20 protein-coding genes are annotated in these 21,316 nt (G+C 66.2%); 15 read left to right on the forward strand and 5 right to left on the reverse strand.

Translation table 11 applies throughout. The features are described from left to right. Window positions 1-28 precede the first annotated feature (28 nt). Window positions 29-703: a cytochrome b/b6 domain-containing protein gene (locus KGZ40_02830; GenBank protein MBS3956450.1), complete on the reverse strand. Its 675-nt coding sequence runs from the start codon at window positions 701-703 to the stop codon at window positions 29-31. Further along, window positions 700-1,674 carry a 4Fe-4S dicluster domain-containing protein gene (locus KGZ40_02835; protein ID MBS3956451.1) on the reverse strand — a complete coding sequence of 325 codons (975 nt, stop codon included), beginning with the start codon at window positions 1,672-1,674 and terminating at the stop codon, window positions 700-702. Before KGZ40_02835 ends, KGZ40_02830 begins: the two co-directional genes overlap by 4 nt. Window positions 1,675-1,901: 227 nt before the next feature. On the opposite strand from KGZ40_02835, the gene KGZ40_02840 reads away from it, so the two are divergent. The 6 genes from KGZ40_02840 to KGZ40_02865 all read left to right on the forward strand — a co-directional run bounded on the left by KGZ40_02840 (window position 1,902) and on the right by KGZ40_02865 (window position 8,441). Further along, entirely contained in the window at window positions 1,902-2,321 is a 420-nt protein-coding gene (locus KGZ40_02840; protein MBS3956452.1) for a DUF3221 domain-containing protein, read from the forward strand. Between the two features lie 59 nt (window positions 2,322-2,380). Then, window positions 2,381-3,250, forward strand: coding sequence for a pirin family protein (locus tag KGZ40_02845; protein ID MBS3956453.1), 870 nt, complete (start codon window positions 2,381-2,383; stop codon window positions 3,248-3,250). 32 nt (window positions 3,251-3,282) lie between these two features. Beyond that, the gene (locus KGZ40_02850) at window positions 3,283-4,191 is read left to right on the forward strand and encodes a DUF1295 domain-containing protein (protein MBS3956454.1); all 909 of its coding nucleotides are present in this window, start codon (window positions 3,283-3,285) and stop codon (window positions 4,189-4,191) included. Between the two features lie 88 nt (window positions 4,192-4,279). Beyond that, a complete protein-coding gene (gene recQ / locus KGZ40_02855; GenBank protein MBS3956455.1) occupies window positions 4,280-6,100 on the forward strand; it encodes a DNA helicase RecQ in 1,821 nt (606 codons plus the stop codon). A 76-nt stretch (window positions 6,101-6,176) separates the two neighbouring features. Then, a complete protein-coding gene (locus tag KGZ40_02860) occupies window positions 6,177-6,635 on the forward strand; it encodes a helix-turn-helix domain-containing protein (GenBank protein MBS3956456.1) in 459 nt (152 codons plus the stop codon). Between the two features lie 762 nt (window positions 6,636-7,397). After that, on the forward strand, window positions 7,398-8,441 hold the full coding sequence (locus tag KGZ40_02865; GenBank protein ID MBS3956457.1) for a hypothetical protein: 1,044 nt from the start codon (window positions 7,398-7,400) through the stop codon (window positions 8,439-8,441). Window positions 8,442-8,540: 99 nt separating this feature from the next. On the opposite strand, the gene KGZ40_02870 is transcribed toward KGZ40_02865, so the two are convergent. Next, window positions 8,541-9,074, reverse strand: coding sequence for an N-acetyltransferase (locus tag KGZ40_02870; protein ID MBS3956458.1), 534 nt, complete (start codon window positions 9,072-9,074; stop codon window positions 8,541-8,543). Between the two features lie 203 nt (window positions 9,075-9,277). Between KGZ40_02870 and KGZ40_02875 the strand changes: the two genes are divergently transcribed. The 3 genes from KGZ40_02875 to KGZ40_02885 are packed head-to-tail and all read left to right on the forward strand — an operon-like array spanning window position 9,278 to window position 12,045. Continuing rightward, window positions 9,278-10,294: an NADP-binding protein gene (locus KGZ40_02875; protein ID MBS3956459.1), complete on the forward strand. Its 1,017-nt coding sequence runs from the start codon at window positions 9,278-9,280 to the stop codon at window positions 10,292-10,294. After that, entirely contained in the window at window positions 10,275-10,622 is a 348-nt protein-coding gene (locus KGZ40_02880) for a 2-amino-4-ketopentanoate thiolase (protein MBS3956460.1), read from the forward strand. Before KGZ40_02875 ends, KGZ40_02880 begins: the two co-directional genes overlap by 20 nt. Before the next feature lie 31 nt (window positions 10,623-10,653). Continuing rightward, window positions 10,654-12,045 carry a PLP-dependent lyase/thiolase gene (locus tag KGZ40_02885; protein MBS3956461.1) on the forward strand — a complete coding sequence of 464 codons (1,392 nt, stop codon included), beginning with the start codon at window positions 10,654-10,656 and terminating at the stop codon, window positions 12,043-12,045. A gap of 27 nt (window positions 12,046-12,072) precedes the next feature. Here KGZ40_02885 and KGZ40_02890 read toward each other — a convergent pair whose 3' ends face one another. Continuing rightward, entirely contained in the window at window positions 12,073-12,486 is a 414-nt protein-coding gene (locus KGZ40_02890; protein MBS3956462.1) for a type II toxin-antitoxin system VapC family toxin, read from the reverse strand. Next, a complete protein-coding gene (locus KGZ40_02895; GenBank protein ID MBS3956463.1) occupies window positions 12,483-12,800 on the reverse strand; it encodes a type II toxin-antitoxin system HicB family antitoxin in 318 nt (105 codons plus the stop codon). The genes KGZ40_02890 and KGZ40_02895 overlap by 4 nt, the downstream gene beginning before the upstream one ends. A 73-nt stretch (window positions 12,801-12,873) precedes the next feature. Here KGZ40_02895 and KGZ40_02900 point away from each other — a divergent pair, with 73 nt between their 5' ends. The 6 genes from KGZ40_02900 (at window position 12,874) to KGZ40_02925 (ending at window position 21,306) form a co-directional block, all read left to right on the forward strand. Continuing rightward, window positions 12,874-13,236, forward strand: coding sequence for an ornithine aminomutase (locus tag KGZ40_02900; GenBank protein MBS3956464.1), 363 nt, complete (start codon window positions 12,874-12,876; stop codon window positions 13,234-13,236). Further along, on the forward strand, window positions 13,233-15,485 hold the full coding sequence (locus KGZ40_02905; GenBank protein MBS3956465.1) for a cobalamin-dependent protein: 2,253 nt from the start codon (window positions 13,233-13,235) through the stop codon (window positions 15,483-15,485). The genes KGZ40_02900 and KGZ40_02905 overlap by 4 nt, the downstream gene beginning before the upstream one ends. Then, window positions 15,482-15,631: a hypothetical protein gene (locus KGZ40_02910; protein ID MBS3956466.1), complete on the forward strand. Its 150-nt coding sequence runs from the start codon at window positions 15,482-15,484 to the stop codon at window positions 15,629-15,631. The genes KGZ40_02905 and KGZ40_02910 overlap by 4 nt, the downstream gene beginning before the upstream one ends. Then, window positions 15,621-17,009: a glutamate mutase L gene (locus KGZ40_02915; GenBank protein MBS3956467.1), complete on the forward strand. Its 1,389-nt coding sequence runs from the start codon at window positions 15,621-15,623 to the stop codon at window positions 17,007-17,009. Before KGZ40_02910 ends, KGZ40_02915 begins: the two co-directional genes overlap by 11 nt. Further along, on the forward strand, window positions 17,006-18,106 hold the full coding sequence (locus KGZ40_02920; protein ID MBS3956468.1) for an alanine/ornithine racemase family PLP-dependent enzyme: 1,101 nt from the start codon (window positions 17,006-17,008) through the stop codon (window positions 18,104-18,106). The genes KGZ40_02915 and KGZ40_02920 overlap by 4 nt, the downstream gene beginning before the upstream one ends. Window positions 18,107-18,288: 182 nt before the next feature. Then, window positions 18,289-21,306 (forward strand): PAS domain-containing protein, encoded by a 3,018-nt coding sequence (locus KGZ40_02925; protein ID MBS3956469.1) that lies wholly within the window; start codon window positions 18,289-18,291, stop codon window positions 21,304-21,306. The last annotated feature ends 10 nt before the right edge of the window (window positions 21,307-21,316 follow it).

Below are 21,316 nucleotides of genomic sequence, written 5' to 3' on the forward strand. Positions count from 1 at the left end.
CCGCTCTGACACGCGTCTGTCCGCGCTCTTACCTCACCTCCCGGTACCACGCGCCGTGCCGTTCCTTCGCGTACTCGGCGTCTATGTATCCTGAGAACATCGCTGGCAGCAGCGCCCGATTCGCCTTGAACACGAACGCAAATAGGTGTCCCGCGATGCCGAGCACCAGCAACACCGCCGCGACATTGTGTGTGGCCGTCGAGAGGAACACGAGCATGTAGGGCAGGTCGACACCGGGCAGGTTCTTGACGACCTTGACTAGGCCAGACACCGTGACCACGATGAGGTTCACTCCGATGAACGCATACGCCAGACGCTGCTCCGCCAGGTACTTGTGCGAGACCGGCTCCTCGCCGCGCCCAAGCATCGCCGAGATGATCTGAACTGACTCGCGAGCATCGCCCCGCCTCGGCAGAATTGTGAAGCGGCCGCGGGCCACCGAGAACACGACGTGAAAGGCCATCCCCGCGATCAGGATCATGGCAGCGACGTAGTGGATGATGAGCGTGATGCCGTAATCGGCCGCCCAGGCCATCCCAGGCAGGCTCGCGATGCCGAACCGTTCGTACATCGGCATCTGGCCGAAGCCCGAGAATACGAGGGCGAGCGTCGCGAGGGAGACCGTCCAGTGCGCGATGCGGTTACCGAGAACCTGCCGAAGAATGCGGGGCGCGCGATTCGATGGTGCGACAGGGCGGCTCACTCGGCGTCTCCCTTCATCGCCTTTACGGCTGCAAACGCGGCAGCGGCCACCCCGGCTACTGGTGCGATGGCGTATCCGAGGGCCATGCCGTTGACGGTGTCGAGGTAGTTCTCAGCGCTTGGTTTCATGCCGGGTACACCGGAGCGGACTTTCTCGGGAAGCGTCTCTCGGCGCTCGGCGATGGCGGCGTCAATCGCCTCGAAAGGCACCGGTGAGACGTAGAACGTCGAGGTCCCGCCGTTTTCCGTGGCGCCATAGAGGTGGCCACCGATCTGTGTCGCGCGAGTCTGGGCCGCGTCACGCATCTGCTCTTTTGGCCCGAAAATGACCGCGCCGTTTGGACACGCCGAGACGCATGCTGGCTGCTCGCCTTCCGCGATGAGATCGGCACACATATCGCACTTGTACATGACGCCCCCGCCGATAAGCCCCGGCGCGATCTTCATGTAAAGGCCCGTACCGGCCTGGCGTTGCGGGATGTTCCACGAGCACACCGAGCGGCACTTAGCGCCGCCCATGCAGCCGTCGGGGTTGATGGTTACCGCGCCCTCGGGCGTTTTGTCCATGACGCTGAACGGACAGAGGTTTGCGCACGGCGGATTGTCGCAGTGCATGCAGCGACGGGGGATACTGAGGCTGACGCCGTCGACTTCGACTTTCTCGACGTACGTCCAGTTGTAGGGGGTGAGCTTGTCGGTAGCCTCGCGCTCGGCCCGCCAGTCTTCAAAGGTGCCGCTCGGCCAGTTGGCGGGAATGTCGTCGACGGGGTTAGGGTATCTCGACTCGTTCTTCACGCGGCACGCGGTGACACATTCACCGCAACCCTCACATTTTGTGAGATCGATGAACGTGCCCACTGCGGTTTCGGCGGACGCGGCAACGGCGCGTCCAGGGGTTGCGAGGATGGCGGCGGCACTTGCACCGGCAAACAATGAACGGCCGAGGAACGCTCGTCTGCTGATCTTCTCCACGGGCGGGGTACCTCCAGGTGTGTTGTAGTCGCTGGCGTGCGGGGAATGGTTTTTGGAGTTCTAACATACCCCCATGGGTATGTCAAACACGCGAACCTCAAACCGGGACGCTGCGTTGCTCGCATTTTTCGCAGGGTGGATGTACTTTCGTTTCGTGGCTGCGGTGGAGTCGATGGAGAATCTGGCGGTACGTGTCGGCCTGCGCGAAAGGAGGAGTACGGATGCTTGTGAGACGTCGAATGTTGGCCCTGGCGACAGCGGCGATGCTCTCCGTCATGGTTGGTGCGGGTGGGTGTGCGGTGCCGTCTCCGCCGGACGGCGCGCCTCAGTTGCGTGGCGTGATCGTTTCGGCCGAGCCGGGCAGTGACGGCGGCACTGTGCGGGTCGTGTGGGACGAGTCGGTCGGAGAGATGATGGATCTTGACTCGTGTGACGTGCGGGTGGGTCCTGAGACCGAGGTCTTCGACGCCGCCGGCGTGCTCGCGGACTTTTCAGTGCTCACCGAGCGTGTCGTGGTCGACGTGTGGATCAGCGGTCCGATCGCCGAGTCCTACCCGCCGCAAGCGACCGCAGATGCGATCGAGATCGTTGGCACTTTCGACGCGAACCGGCCGCTACCGATACCGGGCGGGCTGGTTGAGCCGTAGCAGGACGCCCGTGTTAACCGCAGGTCAGGTAAGGAGTACGGCGGAAGGCAGGGATCGCCATGGACGCACGCCGCCTTGTCGCGGACAGGCTCTACGCGCAACCCACGCTCGAGGGAGCCGGTGTGCGGCTCAAGCGCGCTTTCGGATTTGGCGCCGAGCACCTTTTCGACCCGTTTCTGATGCTCGATGACTTCCGCGGAGACGACCCCGCCGACTACCGCGCAGGCTTTCCTTGGCACCCGCACCGGGGTATCGAGACGATCACGTACATGCTGCGCGGCGATGTCGCGCACGGCGACAGCCTCGGCAACGCGGGCGTGATCGGTGCCGGCGACGTGCAGTGGATGACCGCAGGTAGCGGCATCATCCACCAGGAGATGCCCGAGGGCGATGCCGAGGGGCGCATGGGCGGCTTCCAGCTCTGGGCGAATCTGCCCGCAGCCGACAAGATGATGGACCCGCGCTACCGCTCGCTTTCCGCTGACGACTCGCCGCTCGTTACGACAGCGTCCGGCGCTCACGTGCGCGTGATCGCCGGCGAGGTCGACGGCGTGCGCGGCCCGGTCGACGACGTCGTCATCGACCCGGAGTACCTCGATGTCGCACTGCCCGCAGGCGCCGAGTTTGTCCACCCGATCGCGGCCGACCGCACCGCATTCGCGTACGTGCACGGCGGTGTCGCCGAGTTCGCACCCGGGGTCGAGGCGGGCAACACGACAGTCGTGCTCTTCGCCGAGGGGGACCATGTCCGCATCCGCGCGCTCGGCGACGAAACCGCGTGCTTCCTGCTGATTTCTGGGTGTCCGCTGCGCGAACCGATCGCGTGGCGCGGTCCGATCGTGATGAACACCGACGAGGAGCTTCGCACCGCGTTCGCCGAGTACCGTGAAGGCACCTTCGTGAAGGTGGGTGCGGTGCCGGGGGCGTGAGCGCTGAGGATCCCGGGACGGAAGGACACCCGATGACGCCCGAGCGGACCGCACTCATCGCGACGGTGGGCGCGGTGGTGACCGGAGCGGCTATCGCCGTGGCCGGCTCTGCCGGTGGTGCGACGGCGGGCGGCGTCCCACTCTTCGCCCTGGCGGTAGGTGTGGCGTTCGCGATCCAGTGGGTGGCATTCGTGCCGGCCTACCTGCTGCAGACGGAGCACTTTTACGACCTGACCGGCAGCCTCAGCTACATCACAGTGGTCACGCTCGTGCTCGTGCTCGCGCCAGAGCGCGACGTGCGCTCGCTCGTGCTCTGGGCGCTCGTGGTCGTGTGGGCGGTGCGGCTTGGCACGTTCCTGTTCGCGCGCGTGCGGCGCGCAGGCAAGGACGCGCGTTTTGACGAGATCCGCCCCTCGCTTGTGCGCTTCCTCATGGCGTGGACGCTGCAGGGACTTTGGGTGAGTCTCACGCTCGGCGCGGCGCTCGCTGCGATCACATCTGTCGAGGGCTCCGCCACTGGGGAGGGCGTGCTTGCAGGTGCGCTTGCGGGTGTCGATGGGTTCCTTGTTGCGGGCGTGCTCTTGTGGGCGGCCGGCTTCGCGATCGAGGCGGTCGCAGACGCCCAGAAGCACCGCTTCCGGACAGACTCGGCCAACCGCGGCCGCTTCATCTCGACGGGACTCTGGGCGTGGTCGCGCCACCCTAACTACTTCGGCGAGATCGTGCTGTGGGTCGGGGTCGCGATCATCGCGCTGCCGACGCTTGGCGGATGGCAGTACGCCACGCTAGTTTCACCGGTGTTCGTCTACGTGCTGCTCACGCGGATAAGCGGCGTACCGATGCTCGAGCGGGCCGCCGATGGCCGCTGGGGCGGCGACCTGGGCTACGAGCGCTACAAGGCGGCCACGCCGGTACTCGTGCCGAGGAGGCCGCGCGCGTAAGCGGAGGGCTCCGTTGGCCTGTCATCCCGATGGGTTACTCTCCTGTAGTCGGCCTGCACGCTGTCGCCTACCTCCAGGAGAGCCGCGGATGTCCCTGCGCACCACATCGATCGAAACCACGCTGGCCGAGGTGTTCGGCTATTCGGAGTTCCGCCCGCATCAGGCAGAGATCATCGAGCATGTGATCGCCGGCGGTGACGCATTCGTGCTCATGCCCACCGGCGGCGGCAAGTCGCTCTGCTACCAGATCCCGGCGCTGCACCGCCCCGGGGTCGCGGTCGTGGTCTCGCCGCTGATCGCGCTCATGAAAGACCAAGTCGACGCGTTGCGTGCCAACGGCGTCGCTGCAGCCGTCTTGAACTCCTCGCTTTCTGCCGAGGAGTCGCGCGCGGTCCTTCGCGACCTGCGCGCCGGGGCGATCGACCTCCTCTACGTCGCGCCCGAGCGGCTTGTGCTCGACGGGTTCCTCGGCGAGTTGGCGCGGCTCGAGATCGCGCTTTTCGCCATCGACGAGGCGCACTGCGTGAGCCAGTGGGGCCACGACTTCCGGCCAGAGTACGTTCGCCTGTCGGTGTTGCGCGAGCGGTTCGCGGGCGTGCCCATCGTCGCGCTCACAGCGACCGCCGACGAGCAGACGCGCGCGGACGTGCTTCGCCAGCTTGGGCTTGGCGACGCGCGGGTCTTCGCGACCGGGTTCGACCGGCCCAACATCCACTACTCGGCGGCGTACAAGAGCAAGCCGGCCGCACAGCTCGTCGAGTTCTTGCGCGAGTACCGTGGAGCGTCGGGGATCGTCTACGCGCTCTCGCGCAAGCGGGTCGAGCAGGTTGCGGAGAGTCTGCGCGCGGCGGGGTTCTCGGCGGGCGCGTATCACGCGGGCATGGACGCGGCCGCGCGTACGCGGGTGCAGGAGGCGTTCCTCGGCGACAGGCTCGACATCGTGGTGGCGACGGTGGCGTTTGGGATGGGGATCGACAAGCCCGACGTGCGCTTCGTGGTCCACTACGACATGCCCAAGTCGATCGAGGGCTACTACCAGGAGACCGGCCGGGCGGGGCGCGACGGTCTGCCGGCGCGGGCGCTGATGCTCTGGAGCATGCAAGACATGGTGACCGCGCGCGGCTTCATCGAGGCGGGCGGGAACGAAGAGCAGCGCCGCATCGAGTTGCACAAATTGGGTGCGATGATAGCGTTCGCCGAGGCGCTCTCGTGCCGCCGGGCCGCGCTGCTCGGCTACTTTGGCGAGGAGCTGGAGGACGCGTGCGGGTGCTGCGACGTGTGCGACACGCCGCCGGAGACCTACGACGCGACGGTGGACGCGCAGAAGGCGCTCTCGGCGGTCTACCGGCTGGGGGAGCGGTTCGGGCTCGGGTACGTGGTCGACGTAGTGCGGGGGGCGGCCATCGAGCGGATCCTCGCCAACGGGCACGACCGGCTCTCTGTCTACGGGATCGGCGCTGAGCACTCACGCGACGAGTGGACGTCGATCGTCCGCCAGCTTATCCACCGCGGCTACCTGCGCGTCGACGTTGCCGAGTACTCGACGCTCAAGCTCGCCGGAAGGGCTGGAGAGGTGCTGCGGGGCGAGGAGACGGTCGTGCTCGCGCGCCCGCCCGCGCCGCGCACAAAGACCCCTGCCGAGAAACCCGCCGCCAAGGGTGCGCGCGCCCCCCGCTCGCTTCAGACCGAGGAGCAGGTCGCGCTCTTCGAGCGGCTCCGCGAGCTCAGGCGCGAGATCGCCGCGGAACAACAGGTGCCCGCGTACGTCGTCTTCGCCGACGCCGCACTCGCCGACATGGCACGCCGTGCGCCGGGCACTCGCGAGGAGTTCCTCGCCGTGAGCGGCGTGGGGGCGGCGAAGCTCGAGCGCTACGGGGAGGCGTTCCTCGCGGCGATCGCGGAGGGGTAGGGGCGCCCTGTCTTTCGTTCATGACAGATGTTACACTTATTACACTTAGGGAGGGATAATTCGTTGAGGTGAGGTCATGAGCCGCCCATACAGTATGAAAGATACGGGCGAGTTGATCGTTCCGGACTCCGCAGATTCCGAGCAAGCCAAGCAGCTCCTCGACTTCATCGCTCGGGAAGGCGCTAGCGCAGTGCCGCGGCTTGTCAGCGAGAGTGGTCAGGAGGTCCGGCTGCCTCCTGCCGTATACCGCGCATTGGGGGAAGCCGCCGAAGCGCTAGCCGGCGGCAGCTCGGTCACGGTACTGCCGACACAGCACGAGCTAACAAGCACCGAGGCGGCAGATGTTCTCAATGTCTCCCGCCCCCACCTCGTAGGGCTCCTCGACGCAGGTGAGATTCCGTTTCACAAGGTCGGATCGCATCGGAGAGTTCGCCTCGATGACCTCCTGACGTACAGGCGACGCCGCGATAGCGGTCGACGCGAGGCGCTGAGACGCCTCACCCGTGACGCACAAGATGCCGGCCTGGACTTCTAACCTGTGGCGACTCGCGTGGTTCTCGATGCCTGCGTGCTCTACCCGGTGGCCCTCCGGGATTCCCTGCTCAGACTAGCGGAGCTAGACCTCCTGTAGGATGCGGATGATCCGGCAGTTCTCCGATGACACCAGCAATCCACCGATGTCGATCTGCGAGATTCTGGACGCCGTCGGTCGCTCGGCGCCCCTCTTCGCCGAGCGCGCACGCAGGTTGCTCACACAGCTCGGCGAGTGATCGATATGGCATCCGAGGTAGCGCTCGGGCAGACTCGCGCTCCCCTCGGATCGTTTACCCCTCTACCAGCGCGAGCTCGACCGCCGCGCGCGTGTGCAGCTCGCCGGTGTCGAAGAGTGGCACCGGCGAATCGTCGGCCGAGACGAGAAACGGGATCTCCGTGCACCCAGCACGATGCCGCCGACACCGCGCGCCACCAGCCCGGCGATGATCTCGCGAATGGGAGATCGTGCTGTGGACCGGGGTGGCGATCGTCGCGTTCCCGGTGCTGGAAGGGTGGCAGTACGCCACACTCGTCTCGCCGGTGTTCTGGCCGGGGAGGCCGGGGTAAGAATGTGGTGGTACGAAGTGGACTTGGACGTGACCGTCCCGGCCTGTTGTACTTGACGCCTCTCAAAAGACCGGCTGCTGCACGGTGGTGATCGAGATTCTCCACTGATGGCCACAGATTGCGGTCGTTCGGACTCTCCGGCTTGCGTTATACGCAGTGTCGATGTATGGTGCGTATAACAACTGGAGGTGGGCACGTGGAGCGACAGCCGCTTGAAGTCCAGACGATCTACGCCGAGCTGCTTGAGAGGATCGCTGCTTACGAGGCTTCGCGCACCATCGGGCACACTGCGGGTTCTTTCGTCACGAAGACGGTGAAAGGTCAGGAGTACTACTACTTCCAGCAGGTGGGGCCCGGCGCAGCTAAGAGCCAAACCTACCTGGGCCGACGGGATGCTTCACTCGACGAGCTGGCCGATCGGTTCGCCCAGGGGAGAGCGAATGTTGCCGACGACCAACGATCCATGGAGCGGCTGGCGGCTCTGCTGCGTGTGGGTGGCGCCATGGTCACCGATGCGCCATCGGCCCGTGTGCTTCGCGCGCTTGCGGACGCCGGGGTCTTCCATGCTGGCGGAGTCCTGGTAGGGACTCATGCGTTCATCGTGCTTGGGAATCTCCTCGGAGTCCGCTGGACCACTTCTCTGCGGACACAGGATGTAGGTATCGCGGCTGACCCCGGGCTTGATGTTGCGGTTCCGGGCGCTAGGGCCGACCTCCCTTCAGCGCTGGACAGCCTGGAGATGGGCTTCCTTCCGGTTCCTCGTCTCGACCCTAACAGCCCGTCCACTTCGTTCAAAGTGCGGGGACAGAGCCTGCGGGTGGACCTTCTGACGCCGTCTGCGAGGACTCGATCGCGTCCGGTGGACTTGCCCAGGTTCGCCGCTGTGGCGCAGCCCCTGAGGTTCCTGGACTACCTTATCGAGAAACCCTTGAAAGCGGCGGTAGTCGATGGCGGGGTGGTGGCAGTCAACGTGCCCGATGCGGCGCGGTTTGCTCTCCACAAGTTGATTATCGCAGGAGAGCGTCCGGCTGCGATGCAGTCGAAGCGGGAGAAGGACCTCTTGCAGGCGGCGCAGATACTCGAGGTGCTGCATGAGGATCGGCCGGGAGATCTCGTGCTTGCCTGGGAGACACTTGCTGCCCGGGGAAAGTCGTGGGTGAATCGGGTGGTGAAGTCCGTCGCAGCGCTTGATCGCGTTTCGCCCAGCGCTGCGCAGAGCGTTCGGGATCTCGTCGGATAGGCGACCTCCAGGATCGCGATGAGCGCGGGCCACACCCGGTCGGGCCTGGCGGTACGCCGAGCACGTCGGTCCGGCAGGCGACACGCGGAACCCAGACCCCTACTCCACCCAGTACTCGGGCCGGTCCATCGCCTCGGCGCACACGACTCGACCCCGCACCAGGCCGAGCGCATGCGGTGTGAGCGCGCGGACCATCCACGCTTCCTCAGGTGAGACAAGGTAGGGTGCCGGCAGGCCGTGAGGGTACGCCGGCACGAAACCGTGACGTGGATAGTACTCCGGATGGCCGGCAACGAAGACGAGAGCCACGCCGGAGTTGGCGAGGAGTTCGACTCCGCGTTCGATCAGGCGGCCGCCAACTCCCTGGCGCTGGGCCTCGGGCACGACCGCGAGCGGCGCGAGCATGGATGCCGAAATGTTGTGGGCACCGTTTTCAATCCGGGCGGCGGTGAAGAGGATGTGACCGACCGTGTGACCGCCATCGCGGGCCAGAAGTGAGAGCAGGGGATGTGCGGTCGGGTCGCCGATCAGCTCGCGAACGAGATCGGCCTCGTCTTCCTGCCCAAACGCTAGCCGCTCGACGGCGAGTACGTCATCGAGGTCCGATGCGGTGGCTTCGACGATCTCTAGCATCTAGGGGCTCCTTACCTCAGGTGCTCTTCGATATCTTCAGGCTTGAGGTTGTTGAAGTCGAGCGAGATGTCGTGTTCCTCTGCCAAACCCGGCGTCGAACGGGTATTGTTGAATCGGAATCACACATCGTTGCATAACGAGCCGCATGCAGCGTGACGCCGGGAGGAGCCCGCGTGATCAAGGTCGCCCTATGGGGAACTGGGATGATGGGGCAGGGGCTGCTCGGCTACCTTCTCGATCGTCCCGCTGACGTCGATCTCGTGGGCGCCATCGATATCGATCCCGCCAAAGACGGCGCGAGTGTGGGCGAGCTTCTTGGCAGGGAATGTGACGTGCGGGTGACGACCGACTCAGAGGCGGTGCTCGCGCGAGCACCCGACGTCGTGTGTATTTGCACCCAAAGCAACCTGCACGAGATCACCGGACAGGTGGAAGCGAGCGTCCGTGCCGTCGCGAATGTGCTCTGCACAGCCGAGGCGCTTGCGTACCCGTGGGCGAGCGATCCTGAATGGGCCGAACGGATCGATGCGCTCGCGCGCCAGCACGGTGTTTCGGTTCTCGGTACCGGCATCAACCCGGGATTCGTGTTGGATGCGCTTGTTGTGGCGTGGACATCGGTCTGCCTGCGGGTCGACCGCATCGAGGCGCGGCGCGTCAACGACCTGTCGCCGTTTGGGCCCACCGTGATGGCGAGCCAGGGCGTCGGCGTGACCGTCGCGGAGTTCGAACGCGGCGTTGCCGACGGCACGATCGCCGGTCATATCGGCTTTCCCGAGTCGATCAACCTCATCGCGCGCGCGCTTGGCTGGACGATCGACGAGATCGCCGAGGAGCGCTCGCCGATCGTCTCAAGCGTGCTACGCCAGACGCCACATGTGCGCGTGGAGCCAGGTACAGTGGCCGGTTGCACTCACGTCGCTCGCGGCTACAGCAGAGGAGAGCTCAAGATCGAGCTCATCCATCCGCAACAGATCCACCCGCACCTTGAAGGCGTTGAGACCGGAGATAGTATCCGCATCTATGGTGACCCGGAGATCAGCATGACCAACATGCCCGAGGTGCCCGGAGGCAAAGGCACGTACGCGAGCACGGGCAACTACATCCCGCTCATCGGCGCGGCACCGCCAGGTCTGCTGACCGTTGTCGACATGCCGCTGCCGAGGTTCTGGGAGCCAACGCGTACGGGAGGCTGGTGCGGCGATGACGCGCGATCGTTGTGAGGTCGATCAGTGGGTCGAGATCGAGCGCGTATTGCTTGAGCCTTCCGATCGGGCGGGAAACCTGCCCGACGACACCGCCGCACAGCCGCTTCGCGTGTGGGTGCGGGGGTTCGCGCGCGATGAGGTCTCGCTCGGCGAGGAGTGTGAGGTAGAGACGGTGACGGGCCGCGTGGTCGCTGGCGTACTCACGGCTGTCAACCCGGGGTACACGCACACCTTTGGCACCCCGCCTCCGGGCATCGCTGGGATCGGGCGCGATTTGCGCGCGAGGGTAGCCGCGTACCGGGCAGACGATTCCGAGGCGACCGCCCACAGGCCGGGTGAGTGACGTGCCGCGTGTTTCGCGCACCGAGGCGCTCATGGCGCGGCGCGGCGAGATCATGCAGCGCGCGCTTGGCATGGACTACGCCGCATTCGAGCGCACTCCCATCTCCTTCGATTACGAGGCGCTCATGGGAGCGCACGGCTACTCGCTTGACGGCATCATCGCGATCCAGCGCGCGGTGGGCGTAGGCGGTACGCCGCTGCTCGAACTGCGCAACCTCACCGACCTCGTGCGCTCCTACGCTGAGCCGGGGTGCGGCGCGCGCCTGTTCGTGAAAGATGAAGCCGCCAACATGGCAGGTTCGTTTAAGGACCGGCGCGCGTCGATGAGCATCCACGTGGCGCGCGAGAAGGGGTATACCGGCGTGATCGCGGCTACCTCGGGCAACTATGGAGCGGCAGTGGCTAGCCAGGCGGCGCGCGCTTCGCTCGCGTGCATCATCTGTCAGGAGGCGTTTGACTCGGTCCACCTCGGCCAGCCCGAGATCATCGAGAAGGCGCGACTCTGCGAGGCGTTTGGCGCCGAGGTCGTGCAGATGACGGTGGGGCCGGAGCTTTTCGCGCACATGCTTGAGCTGCTCGAAGAGACTGGGTACTTCGCTGCTTCGCTCTACTCGAGCTTTGGCGTGTCTGGCATCGAGACGCTCGGGCATGAGATCGCTCACCAGATGCGGGAACTCACCGGCGCGCCGCCCACACATGTCGTCATCACGCACGCCGGCGGCGGAAACACCACCGGCACCGCGCGTGGGCTCAAGCGTGCCGGTGCCGGTGAGACCGAGATCGTGAGCGCGAGTGTCGACCTGAGCGGGCTCCATATGGCAAGCGACACCGACTTCAACCGCAAGTCGTTCACGACGGGGCACACCGGCTTTGGCGTTCCGTTCGCGACCTGGCCCGACAGGGCCGACGTGCCGCGCAACGCCGCCCGCGCTCTGCGCTACATGGATCGCTACCTCACCGTCACGCAAGGCGAGGTCTTCTACGCGACCGAGGCGCTCGCCAAGCTCGAGGGTCTCGAGCGCGGGCCGAGCGGCAACACCGCGCTTGCCGCCGCAATGTCGCTCGCGCGCGATCTGCCGAGCGATGCGACGGTGGCCGTGCAGGAAACCGAGTACACCGGCGCGGGCAAGCACCACTGGTCGCAGCTTGCGTTCGCTGCCGAGCGCGGCATCGAGGTGCGGGTCGGTGATCCGCGCGAGAGCGTGCCGGGGCGCAGTGTCGTCATCCCCGAGGCGCCCGAGCAGATTCGCGCGACCGACTTCGACCTTTCGCGCATGCACACGAGCTACGTGCGTAACGCGCTCGCGCACGCGCCTGCGGGCTACGTGCCGACCGCCGATGACATCGCGTTCCTCGCCGAGGATACGAACACGACGCCCGAAGTGGTCGAGGAGATCGTCGCGTCGCTCGCGGCGGGGAAGTGAGGCGGCGTGGCAGGCGGGGTCGCGATGCTAGATCAGCCGGATCTCGACCGGGGTGTCGATGCCGGCGAACGCCTTGCAGTCGGCCGTGACGAGCGGGCAGGAGAGCTCCTCGGCAAGGGCAAGGAAGAGGGCGTCGTAGACAGCGAGCCGGTGTTTCCGCGCCAGGGCAGATGCTCGCTGCAGCTGCCTGGTGCCGGTGTAATAGAGGTGCAATCGGGCGCTTTCGAGAAGATCGAGGATCTCATCGGTTTGCTCGAGCGGGAGTCCGGAAGAAAGCAGTGTGTTCGCGATTTCGACAGGCAGCACGGTAGGCGCAGAGACGATGCGAGTACCGTCAAGGTGAGACTGAAGGAGATCCTCGGCTTCTTCCAGACCAGCTTCGTCTTCCTTATAGAACCACTTGTAGGCGACGCATGAGTCGACAACGACCTGGATACTCATCGTTTCCATCCCTCCGGCGTGTCTCGCTCGCGGTCCGCCCGGATCTGTGCGACGTAGTCGAACTCGTAGCCGATGGGCGCCCTCTCGCGAATGCGCTTGAAGCCGTCGATGGCTTTTTGGATATCCTTGCGACGCCTTTCAGCTTCCGTGAGCTCTTGCACGTCGGTGATATAGCGTGCGCTCGCCTCGGCGATGAACCCGCTTCGCGATGTGCCGAGCACCTCTGCGGCCTCATCGATCTTGCTTACCAGTTCTTCTGGCAGAGAGACATTCACTTTGTACGTCGCCACGTTAACCACTCCGTTCAGATACACCAATCGGATACACCACGAGTGTATCTCGCCGCTCTGACACCGTCAATCGCGTACTGAGGAGGAGGCCCACCCCATGGTCCGCCCCGACACCTACAAGGAAGTCCGCGCCCACCTCGCCGATCTCGACGACACCGCGCTCGAGACCCGTTTCTGGGAGCTCTCGCGGGAGGTTGTCGCGCCGCTCGTTGAGCTGGCACGCACACACACGTCGCCCTCGATAGAGCGCAGCGTGCTCATGCGCATGGGCGTGGATTCGCCCACGTGCCAGGCGGTCGTCACCGGGTGTGAGACGCGCGGACTCCTCGGCCACGGGGCCGGGCACGTGGTACTCGTGGCGATGCAGGAGTGGGAGTGCGACGCGCTCACGGCGGCAGCCCGGCTCGCCGCGGGTGAGGGCTGGGAGATTGCGGAGGCGAAGTGGGGTGGCGCGCGGTGAGTCCGTCGTGGCGCGAATCGCTCCCGCCGCTCGAGCCGCACGCGAAGCTCGACGTCGAGGCGCTCCTCGAAGGACTCGAGCACTACCGCCCGCGCCGTCGCGGCTGGACGTGGCGCACGCCGGTACCGGATCAGCGCATCGGCCCGTTCACCTACCACGAGACGAGCGCGCCGCTCACCCGCAGCGTGCCGCTGCCCGCCGCGCACTACTTTGGCGACATCGACCCGCAGCCCGACTGCGTCATCACGACCGAGATCGCCTCGGGCCGCCCCGAAGACGACGTCCGCCGCATGCGCATGGCCGCGTGGCACGGCGCCGACCACATGATGGTCATCCGCACCGCAGGCCAGAGCCACATGGACAGCTTGCTCGAAGGCACGCCGGAGGGTGTCGGCGGCGTCGCCATCACTCGCAAGCAGCTTCGCTTCACGCGGCGCGCGCTCGACCTCATCGAAGACGAGGTGGGCCGCCCGATCAACTTCCACTCCTACGTGAGCGGGGTGGCAGGTCCCGAGATGGCGGTCATGTTCGCCGAGGAGGGCGTGAACGGCGCGCACCAGGACCCGCAGTACAACGTCTTGTACCGCAACATCAACATGTACCGCTCGTTCGTGGACGCCGCGGTCGCCAAGCACGTCATGGCAGCCGCCGGGATGCTGCAGATCGACGGCGCGCACAACGCGAACGCAACCGCCGTCGAGGCGTGGAAGGTCATGCCTGAACTCCTCGTTCAGCACGCCATCAACACCGCGTACAGCGAAGCCGTGGGCATGCGGCCCGAGCAGATCGCGCTCTCGACGGTGCCGCCGGACGCTTCTCCCGCGCCGTGCATGCGCATGGACCTGCCCTACGCGATCGCGCTTCGCGACCTCTTTGGCGGCTACAAGATGCGCGCGCAGCAAAACACTCGCTACATGGAGTCCGATACGCGCGAGGCGACCGTCGCGCACGTCATGAACCTGCTCGTCTCGCGGCTTACCTCGGCGGATATCCAATCGACCATCACGCCGGACGAGGGCCGCAACGTGCCGTGGCACCACAACAACGTCGCCGCCGTCGAGACCGCCAAACAGGCGCTCATAGGGATGGACGGCCTGCGCGAGATGGTGCAGGTGGACCGCGAGGCGCCCGAGGTGGCCTCCCGCGTGCGGGAGCTGAAAGAGCGCGCGGTGCTGTTCTTGGAGGCGATGGTCCGCGACGGCGGGTACTTCGCGGGCGTGGAGGACGCGTACTTCGTTGACTCCGGCGAGTATCCCGAGACGCACGATGACGGCATCGCGCGCGCGAGCAACGGCGGCGTGGCCGCGCACAGCATCGTGCCGCGAGCCGACGACTACCTCGCGCCGGTCTGCCACCACTTCGGCGAGAACCATCTCGAGCTGCTGGCCGGGTACGGCGAGGGCGAGGGGCTCGCGTCGCCGTGCGCACTCATCGGCGGATGCACGCTTTGCGACGACACCCGCGTGCCCTACATCGACGAGCTCGATCCCGAGGACAACGCCGCCGCCCGCCTCGCCCGTACCGCGGACATGCGCGAGCGCGGCCTCATCAAGCCGGAGGTCGAGTGGACCGGCGATGGGGTGGTGGTCGTGCAGATGCTGCTACCGGCGGCAGCCGATGTGGCCGAGGCCGCCGCGCTCAAGCTCGGACGCGCGATGAACCTCACAGAGTGCGAGGTCATCCACAAGCGCGTCATGCATCCGGCCGAGGGCACGCTCTGCGAGCTCAAAGGCCGCCTCGATGTGGCGATCGACCCGGCTACGCTCGTGATCCCTGAGCCGCCCGAGACGCTCACCGACGAGGAGATCCGCGCCTTCGTGGCCGAGCGGGGCCTCAAGGTCGTCGCGGCCACCGTGGGCAACGACGAACACTCGGTGGGGATGCGCGAGATCATCGATATCAAGCACGGCGGTCTCGAGAAGTGGGGGTTCGCAATCGAGTACCTCGGCACGAGCGTGCCCATCGACAAGGTGCTCGACGCCGCCATCGAGCATGCCGCCCATGCGGTGCTCGTCTCGACGATCATCACGCACGCCGACATCCATCGCCTCATGATGGAAAAGCTCGCAGACCTCGCCACCGAGAAGGGCGTGCGCGACCGGCTGCTACTCATCAGCGGCGGCACGCAGGTCACCGACGAGCTCGCGCGTTCGTGGGGGATGGACGCCGGCTTCGGGCGGAGGACGAAGGGCGTGGATGTGGCGAGCTTTATCGTGAAGGCGCTGCGGGAGCGGGACAGGGCCTCGTGAAGGCGAACTCGGCCGGTCGTGCGAACGTGTACTGGCTCGTGCGGGAGAACACCTATGTCGAGCAGCTGGTTAAGCCTGCGTTCGAGTTTGAGCCGCCCGAGTGGGAGGCCGCATGGGGAATAGCGGTCCAAAACCATGCCGAGTGACCCTCGCCCCATCGACGCCCTTGTCGCCGAGATCGGGTCGACGACCACGCTCGTAAGCGCTTTCGACGGGCTCACGGCCGGCGCCTCTGGCAAGCCCGTATCCCCGCACCTTCTCGGCCAGGGCGTCGCCGAGACCACGGTGGCCGAGGGCGACGTGCGCCTCGGAGTCGACGCGGCGCGTGCCCAACTCGAGGCCGCAACCGGCCCGCTCGCCCCACGCCTCACGCTTGCGACCTCCTCGGCAGGTGGCGGGCTTCGCATGACGGTGCATGGCCTGACCGCGAAGATGACCGCGATGGCGGCGCGTGAAGCGGCGCTCGGGGCGGGTGGCGTGGTCGAGCACCAGACGGCGGGTAAGCTGCGCGGCCACGATCTCGCGGCGATCGAGGAGGCGCGGCCCGGACTCGTGCTGCTCGCTGGCGGCGTGGAGGGCGGCGACACCGGCACCGTGCTCCACAACGCCGAGGCCCTCACGCGCATCACCGCGCGCCCGATCGTCGTGTACGCGGGTAACTCGGCGGTAGTGGGAGAGGCGCGCGCGCTGCTCGAGGCGGCTGGTTTTCGAGTGCGCGTGACGCCCAACGTCTACCCTGACATCGACGCACTCGACATCGTGCCCGCCCGCGCCGCGATCCACGACGCCTTCGAGGAGCACATCGCGCACGCGCCTGGGATGGAGCGCATCGCCGAGTGGGTGAGCGGCCGCATCCTGCCCACGCCGGGCGCCGTCCTCATGGCCGCCGAGGCGCTCGCGACCGAGCTCGGCGACCTCGTGGTGATCGACGTGGGTGGCGCGACCACTGACGTGCACTCGGTGACCGACGGCAGCCCTGAGATCGCGGCGATCGCCACTGACCCGCAGCCGCACGCTAAGCGCACCGTCGAGGGCGACCTCGGCACGTACGTGAGCGCCGCGCACGTCGCAGCGCTCATGCCCTCTGCCGAGCGTCCCGCCCCGCTTCCGTCCGCACTCCCGCTCACCGCCGAAGAGAGCGCCGCCGCGCTCACACTCGCGCGCACCGCCGCAGTCACCGCCGTCAAGCGCCACGCTGGCCGTCTGGCGCACCTCTACACGCCCAGCGGCCGCCAGACGGTCGCGCGCGGACGCGATCTGACCGCGTGCCGCCTCGTGATCGGCACCGGCGGCGCGCTCACGCGCCTGCCCGGCGGCGCGGACGTGCTGGCCGCCACGCGCGCCACGTCTCGCGCCGCGTCCGGAGGGCTGGCGAGCGAGCGGCTTCTCCCGCCCGCCGACGCCCGCATCGCACTCGACGCCGACTACGTGTTCGCGTGCTGCGGCGCGCTCCTCGGCCACTTCGACACCGAGACGGTCGTCGCTCTCATGCGGCGCAGCATCGGGATGGAGGTTCGCGCATGACGCAGCTAGCCCAAGCAACCGTCACTGTTGACCTTGCCAAAATCACCGCGAACGCGCGCACCGTGTGCGACGCGCTTCCCGGCATCGAAATCATCGGTGTCACGAAGGTGACGTGCGGATCACCCCAGGTCGCGCGTGCGATGCTCGCGGGCGGGGTCGCAGGAATCGGTGAGTCGCGGCTAGAGAACATCGCGCGGCTGCGTGTCGCCGGTATCGACGCGCCATTCTGGCTGCTTCGCGCCCCCACTCCCGCGCTAGCCGAGGAGACCGTGCGCCTTGCCGATCTGTCGCTCGTAAGCGCGCACGTCACCGCCGAGGCGCTCGATGAAGCGGCCAGACGGCTTAACACGCGCCACCGGATCCTCGTCATGGTGGACGTGGGCGACCTTCGCGAAGGACTCCTCCCCGATGAGCTCGCTGGGTTTCTCGAGCGCGTCGCTGCTCTGGCGCATATCGACATCGCCGGGATCGGCACGTCGCTCACATGCTATGGCGCGGTCGTGCCGTCGCAGGAGAACCTTGGCGAGCTCGTAGAGCTGGCCGAGGGGGCGCGATCGCACATCGCAGCGCAACGCGACGGCCGTTCTGGCGGCGAGCGTTTCATCGTCAGCGGAGGCATGTCGAGTTCGCTCGAGCTGGCGCTTTTAGGCCGGATGCCAGCTGGCGTCGACAACTTGCGTGTAGGAGAAAGCATCCTGCTGGGGTTGAGCACGGTCACGCGGCGACCTATACCCGGGCTGCACACGGGTGCGATCGTACTCGACGCGCCTGTCATCGAGTGTGGCCGCAAGCCGTCCACACCGCGTGGAGAGATCGCGCAGGACGCGTTTGGTCGGCGTCCCGTCTTCGAAGACCGGGGTGAGCGGTGGCGCGCGATCTGCGCGATAGGGCGCCAGGACGTTGTCCCGCGCGGCATCCGGCCAGTCGATCCAGGGATCGAGGTGCTCGGTGCGTCGAGTGACCACCTCGTGCTCGACATAGAGGACGCGACGAGCCGTCCGGCCATCGGTGAGCCGATCAGGTTCAGCCCGGACTACTCGGCAACACTCCGGCTGTTCACGTCACCATACGTGAAGGTCGACTACGTGGGCGCGTGAGGCTATGGGACGGCGCGTGATGTCCGCACGTACCCGTACGTGCGCACGTGCGAGGACGTGCGGGTACGTACGTAAGCGATCGCTCGACAATGGTATCCTTTGCCAGTGACCCGAATCGCAGGTGCACGCACGCCCAACAAGACGATCGCGGACGAATACCGGCGCGCACCAGGGAGTAGACAGTGGGATCAAGACGGACATTTTTTGCGCGACGCTCATCCGCCGTGCTGGTGGTGATCGCGGCTGTGTTCTCCGTGGCGGTGCTTGTCTTTGGCTACTGGTTTTACGGGAACCAGCGCGCACAGGTGGAGCGGCAGGTCGAACAAGAGCTCACCGCGGTTGCGGTTCTCAAAGCGGACCAGATATCCCGGTGGCGCGGAGAGCGTCTCTCGGAAGGAGGGCTGCTCGGCACAAGTCAGCCGTTCATCGCCGCTGTCGCGCGGTGGCGGGCTCAGGGCGCCGCGGAAGACGCGGAGTTCATTCGCGGCAGGTTGCGTGCGTTTGACGCGCGACCGGAGTACGATTCCGCCGTTTTCGTGGACCGCGATGGAATCGTCCACTTTGCCGAAGACCCGATCGATGAGTTGCTTCACCCTGCGGCACGAGAGGCCATGGCTGTGGCCGAGCGCAACGGAATCCCCGTGCTCACCGATCTGCACGTGGTTACAGGAGATCCCAATCCGCACATAGACGTCGTGGTTCCCATCGTGACCAGTTCCGGGGGCGAGGCCGAGTTTCTCGGTGCGGTGCTTCTCAAGTGCGACGCGGATGAATTCCTGTATCCGCTCATCCAATCATGGCCGATCCCAAGTGAAACCGGGGAGAGTCTGCTGGTTCGCAGGGACGGATCCGACGTGCTGTTCCTCAACGAGTTGCGTCACGTCGAAGACGCGGCGCTCACGAAGCGCCTGCCGCTCACGCTAGTCGAGACGCCGGCGGTCCGCGCTGTCCTCGGTGACGTGGGCATGGTGACGGGAGAGGATTACCGGGGCGTCCCCGTGGTCGCGGCGCTCACAGCGATTCCGGACTCGCCGTGGCGGTTGGTCGTCAAAGTCGACGAAGCCGAAGCGTTCGCTGAATGGCACGGCGAGCGGCTCCTGTTGATACTGCTTGGCGGCGGCTTAGTGATCGCGACCGCAGCCGGCATAGCGATCATCTGGCAGCGCGATCACCTGTCACAGGTCGAGACTGTCCTCGCAGCGGAACGTTCTCGCCGCGAGAGCGAGGAGTCTCATGGCGCGACACTCATGAGCGTAGGCGACGGGGTGATCGTGACCGATGCGGCATGCCGGGTGACGCTTATCAATCCGGTCGCCGAGGAACTTACCGGGTGGCCCGCGGCCGAGGCGGTCGGGAGGCCGCTTGAAGAGGTCTTCAACATCATCAATGAGTACACCCGCGAGGTCGTGGAGAATCCCGCGCGGGAGGTGATGAGAAACGGCGCGATTGTCGGACTCGCGAACCACACCCTGCTCATCGCTCGCGACGGGACCGAGCGCCCCATCGCCGATAGCGGTGCCCCGGTGAGGGTCGACGATGGGGAAGTCTCAGGCGTCGTGCTCGTGTTCCGCGACCAGACCGAGGAACGCGCCGCGCGGGTGAGGCTTCAGCTCCAACGGGACAGGCTGGAGGCGGCGGAACGGCACGCGGGTCTGGGGAGCTGGGAGTATGAGGCCGGATCGGGTATCACGTGGTGGTCCCCGCAGGCATACCACCTCTTCGGCTTGGATGCCCTGTCTGGGCCGCCTGACGCAGATGCGCTGCTGTCGTTTGTTCACCCCGAAGACCGCGCGTCCCTTTCTCGCGCGTTTGCTGACATGGAGTGCGGCAGAGTACCGAGGGACGGCGAGTACCGTACCGACCCCGCACGCGGCCCGGTACGCACGCTGGTGACGAAGACGCGCGTGGTCGTGGACGAGAATGGCGCACTGGCCGGGTACGCCGGAACGCTGATGGACGTCACTGAGCGAGCGGCTTATGAGCGAGATATTCAAGAGTCCAGGCAGATGCTTCGTCTCGTGCTCGATACGGTGCCCGCGCGGGTCTTCTGGAAGGATCTCGACCTCAACTACCTCGGCTGCAACGACGCGTTCGCGCGCGACGCAGGCTTCGTCTCACCGGATGAGATCACCGGCAAGAGCGATTTCGACTTGAGTTGGAAAGATAGTGCCGAGCAATACAGGGCCGATGATCGGGCGATCATCGAGTCGGGCGCGCCGAGGCTCGCTAACGAGGTACCACAAGTGACGGCGGATGGCCGTGCGATCTGGTTGAGTTTGAGCAAGATACCCCTGCGCGATGCGCAGGGGGCGATCATCGGCGTGATGGGCACCTACGAAGACGTCACGGCGCTCAGGAGGGCTCGCGAACGGCTCGACCGCGTCAATCGGGAACTCGAGGCCATAGTGGCCGAGCGTACCCGGGAGCTGCAGGAAGCCAACGAAGAGCTGCAGTGCTCGGCTGAAGAGCTCGAACACATCAACGAGCGGCTGGTCGAAGCCGCGCAGGCCAAGTCGAGGTTCCTAAGAGCGATGAGCCATGAGCTGCGTACCCCGCTCAACTCGATCATCGGGTTTTCTGGCGTGATGCTCAAAGGGCTTGCCGGCACCGTGACGAGTGAGCAGCGTCGACAGCTCGAGATGATCGACACCGCCGGCCGGCATTTGCTCGCGCTCATCAATGACATCCTGGATCTGTCCCGAATCGAAGCGGGCAAGGTCGAGGTCGTCTTGGAGCCGGTCGACGTCGCGTCGCTCGCTCATGCCGTGGTGGACAGTGTGAACGCCGCCGCGGAGGCGAAGGGATTGCGACTGGAGCTCTCAGTGCCTGATGAGCCCGTCGCGCTCGTCTCGGATGAACGCAAGATCAGGCAGATACTCATCAATCTTCTCGGCAACGCGCTCAAGTTTACTGACGAGGGTTCGGTGGCGCTTTCGGTGAACGCCTCAGCCGCACACACCGTCGCTTTCAGTGTGATCGACACCGGCCCAGGTGTCGCGCCGGAGGACCAGCAGCGCATCTTCGGAGAGTTCGTACAGGCTTTTGACCGGGAGGATCGCGTGCGGGAGGGTACGGGTCTCGGTCTCGCGATCTCGCAGAGTCTTGCGACAGCTCTCGGTGGCTCGATCTCGGTGGCGAGCGATGGACGCAGCGGCTCGACGTTCACGCTGTTTCTTCCCAGCAAGCCCTCCGAAGTGTAGGTGACCACCG

The organism is Clostridiales bacterium, from assembly GCA_018333995.1.
Classification (GTDB): Bacteria; Actinomycetota; Coriobacteriia; order Anaerosomatales; family SLCP01; genus JAGXSG01.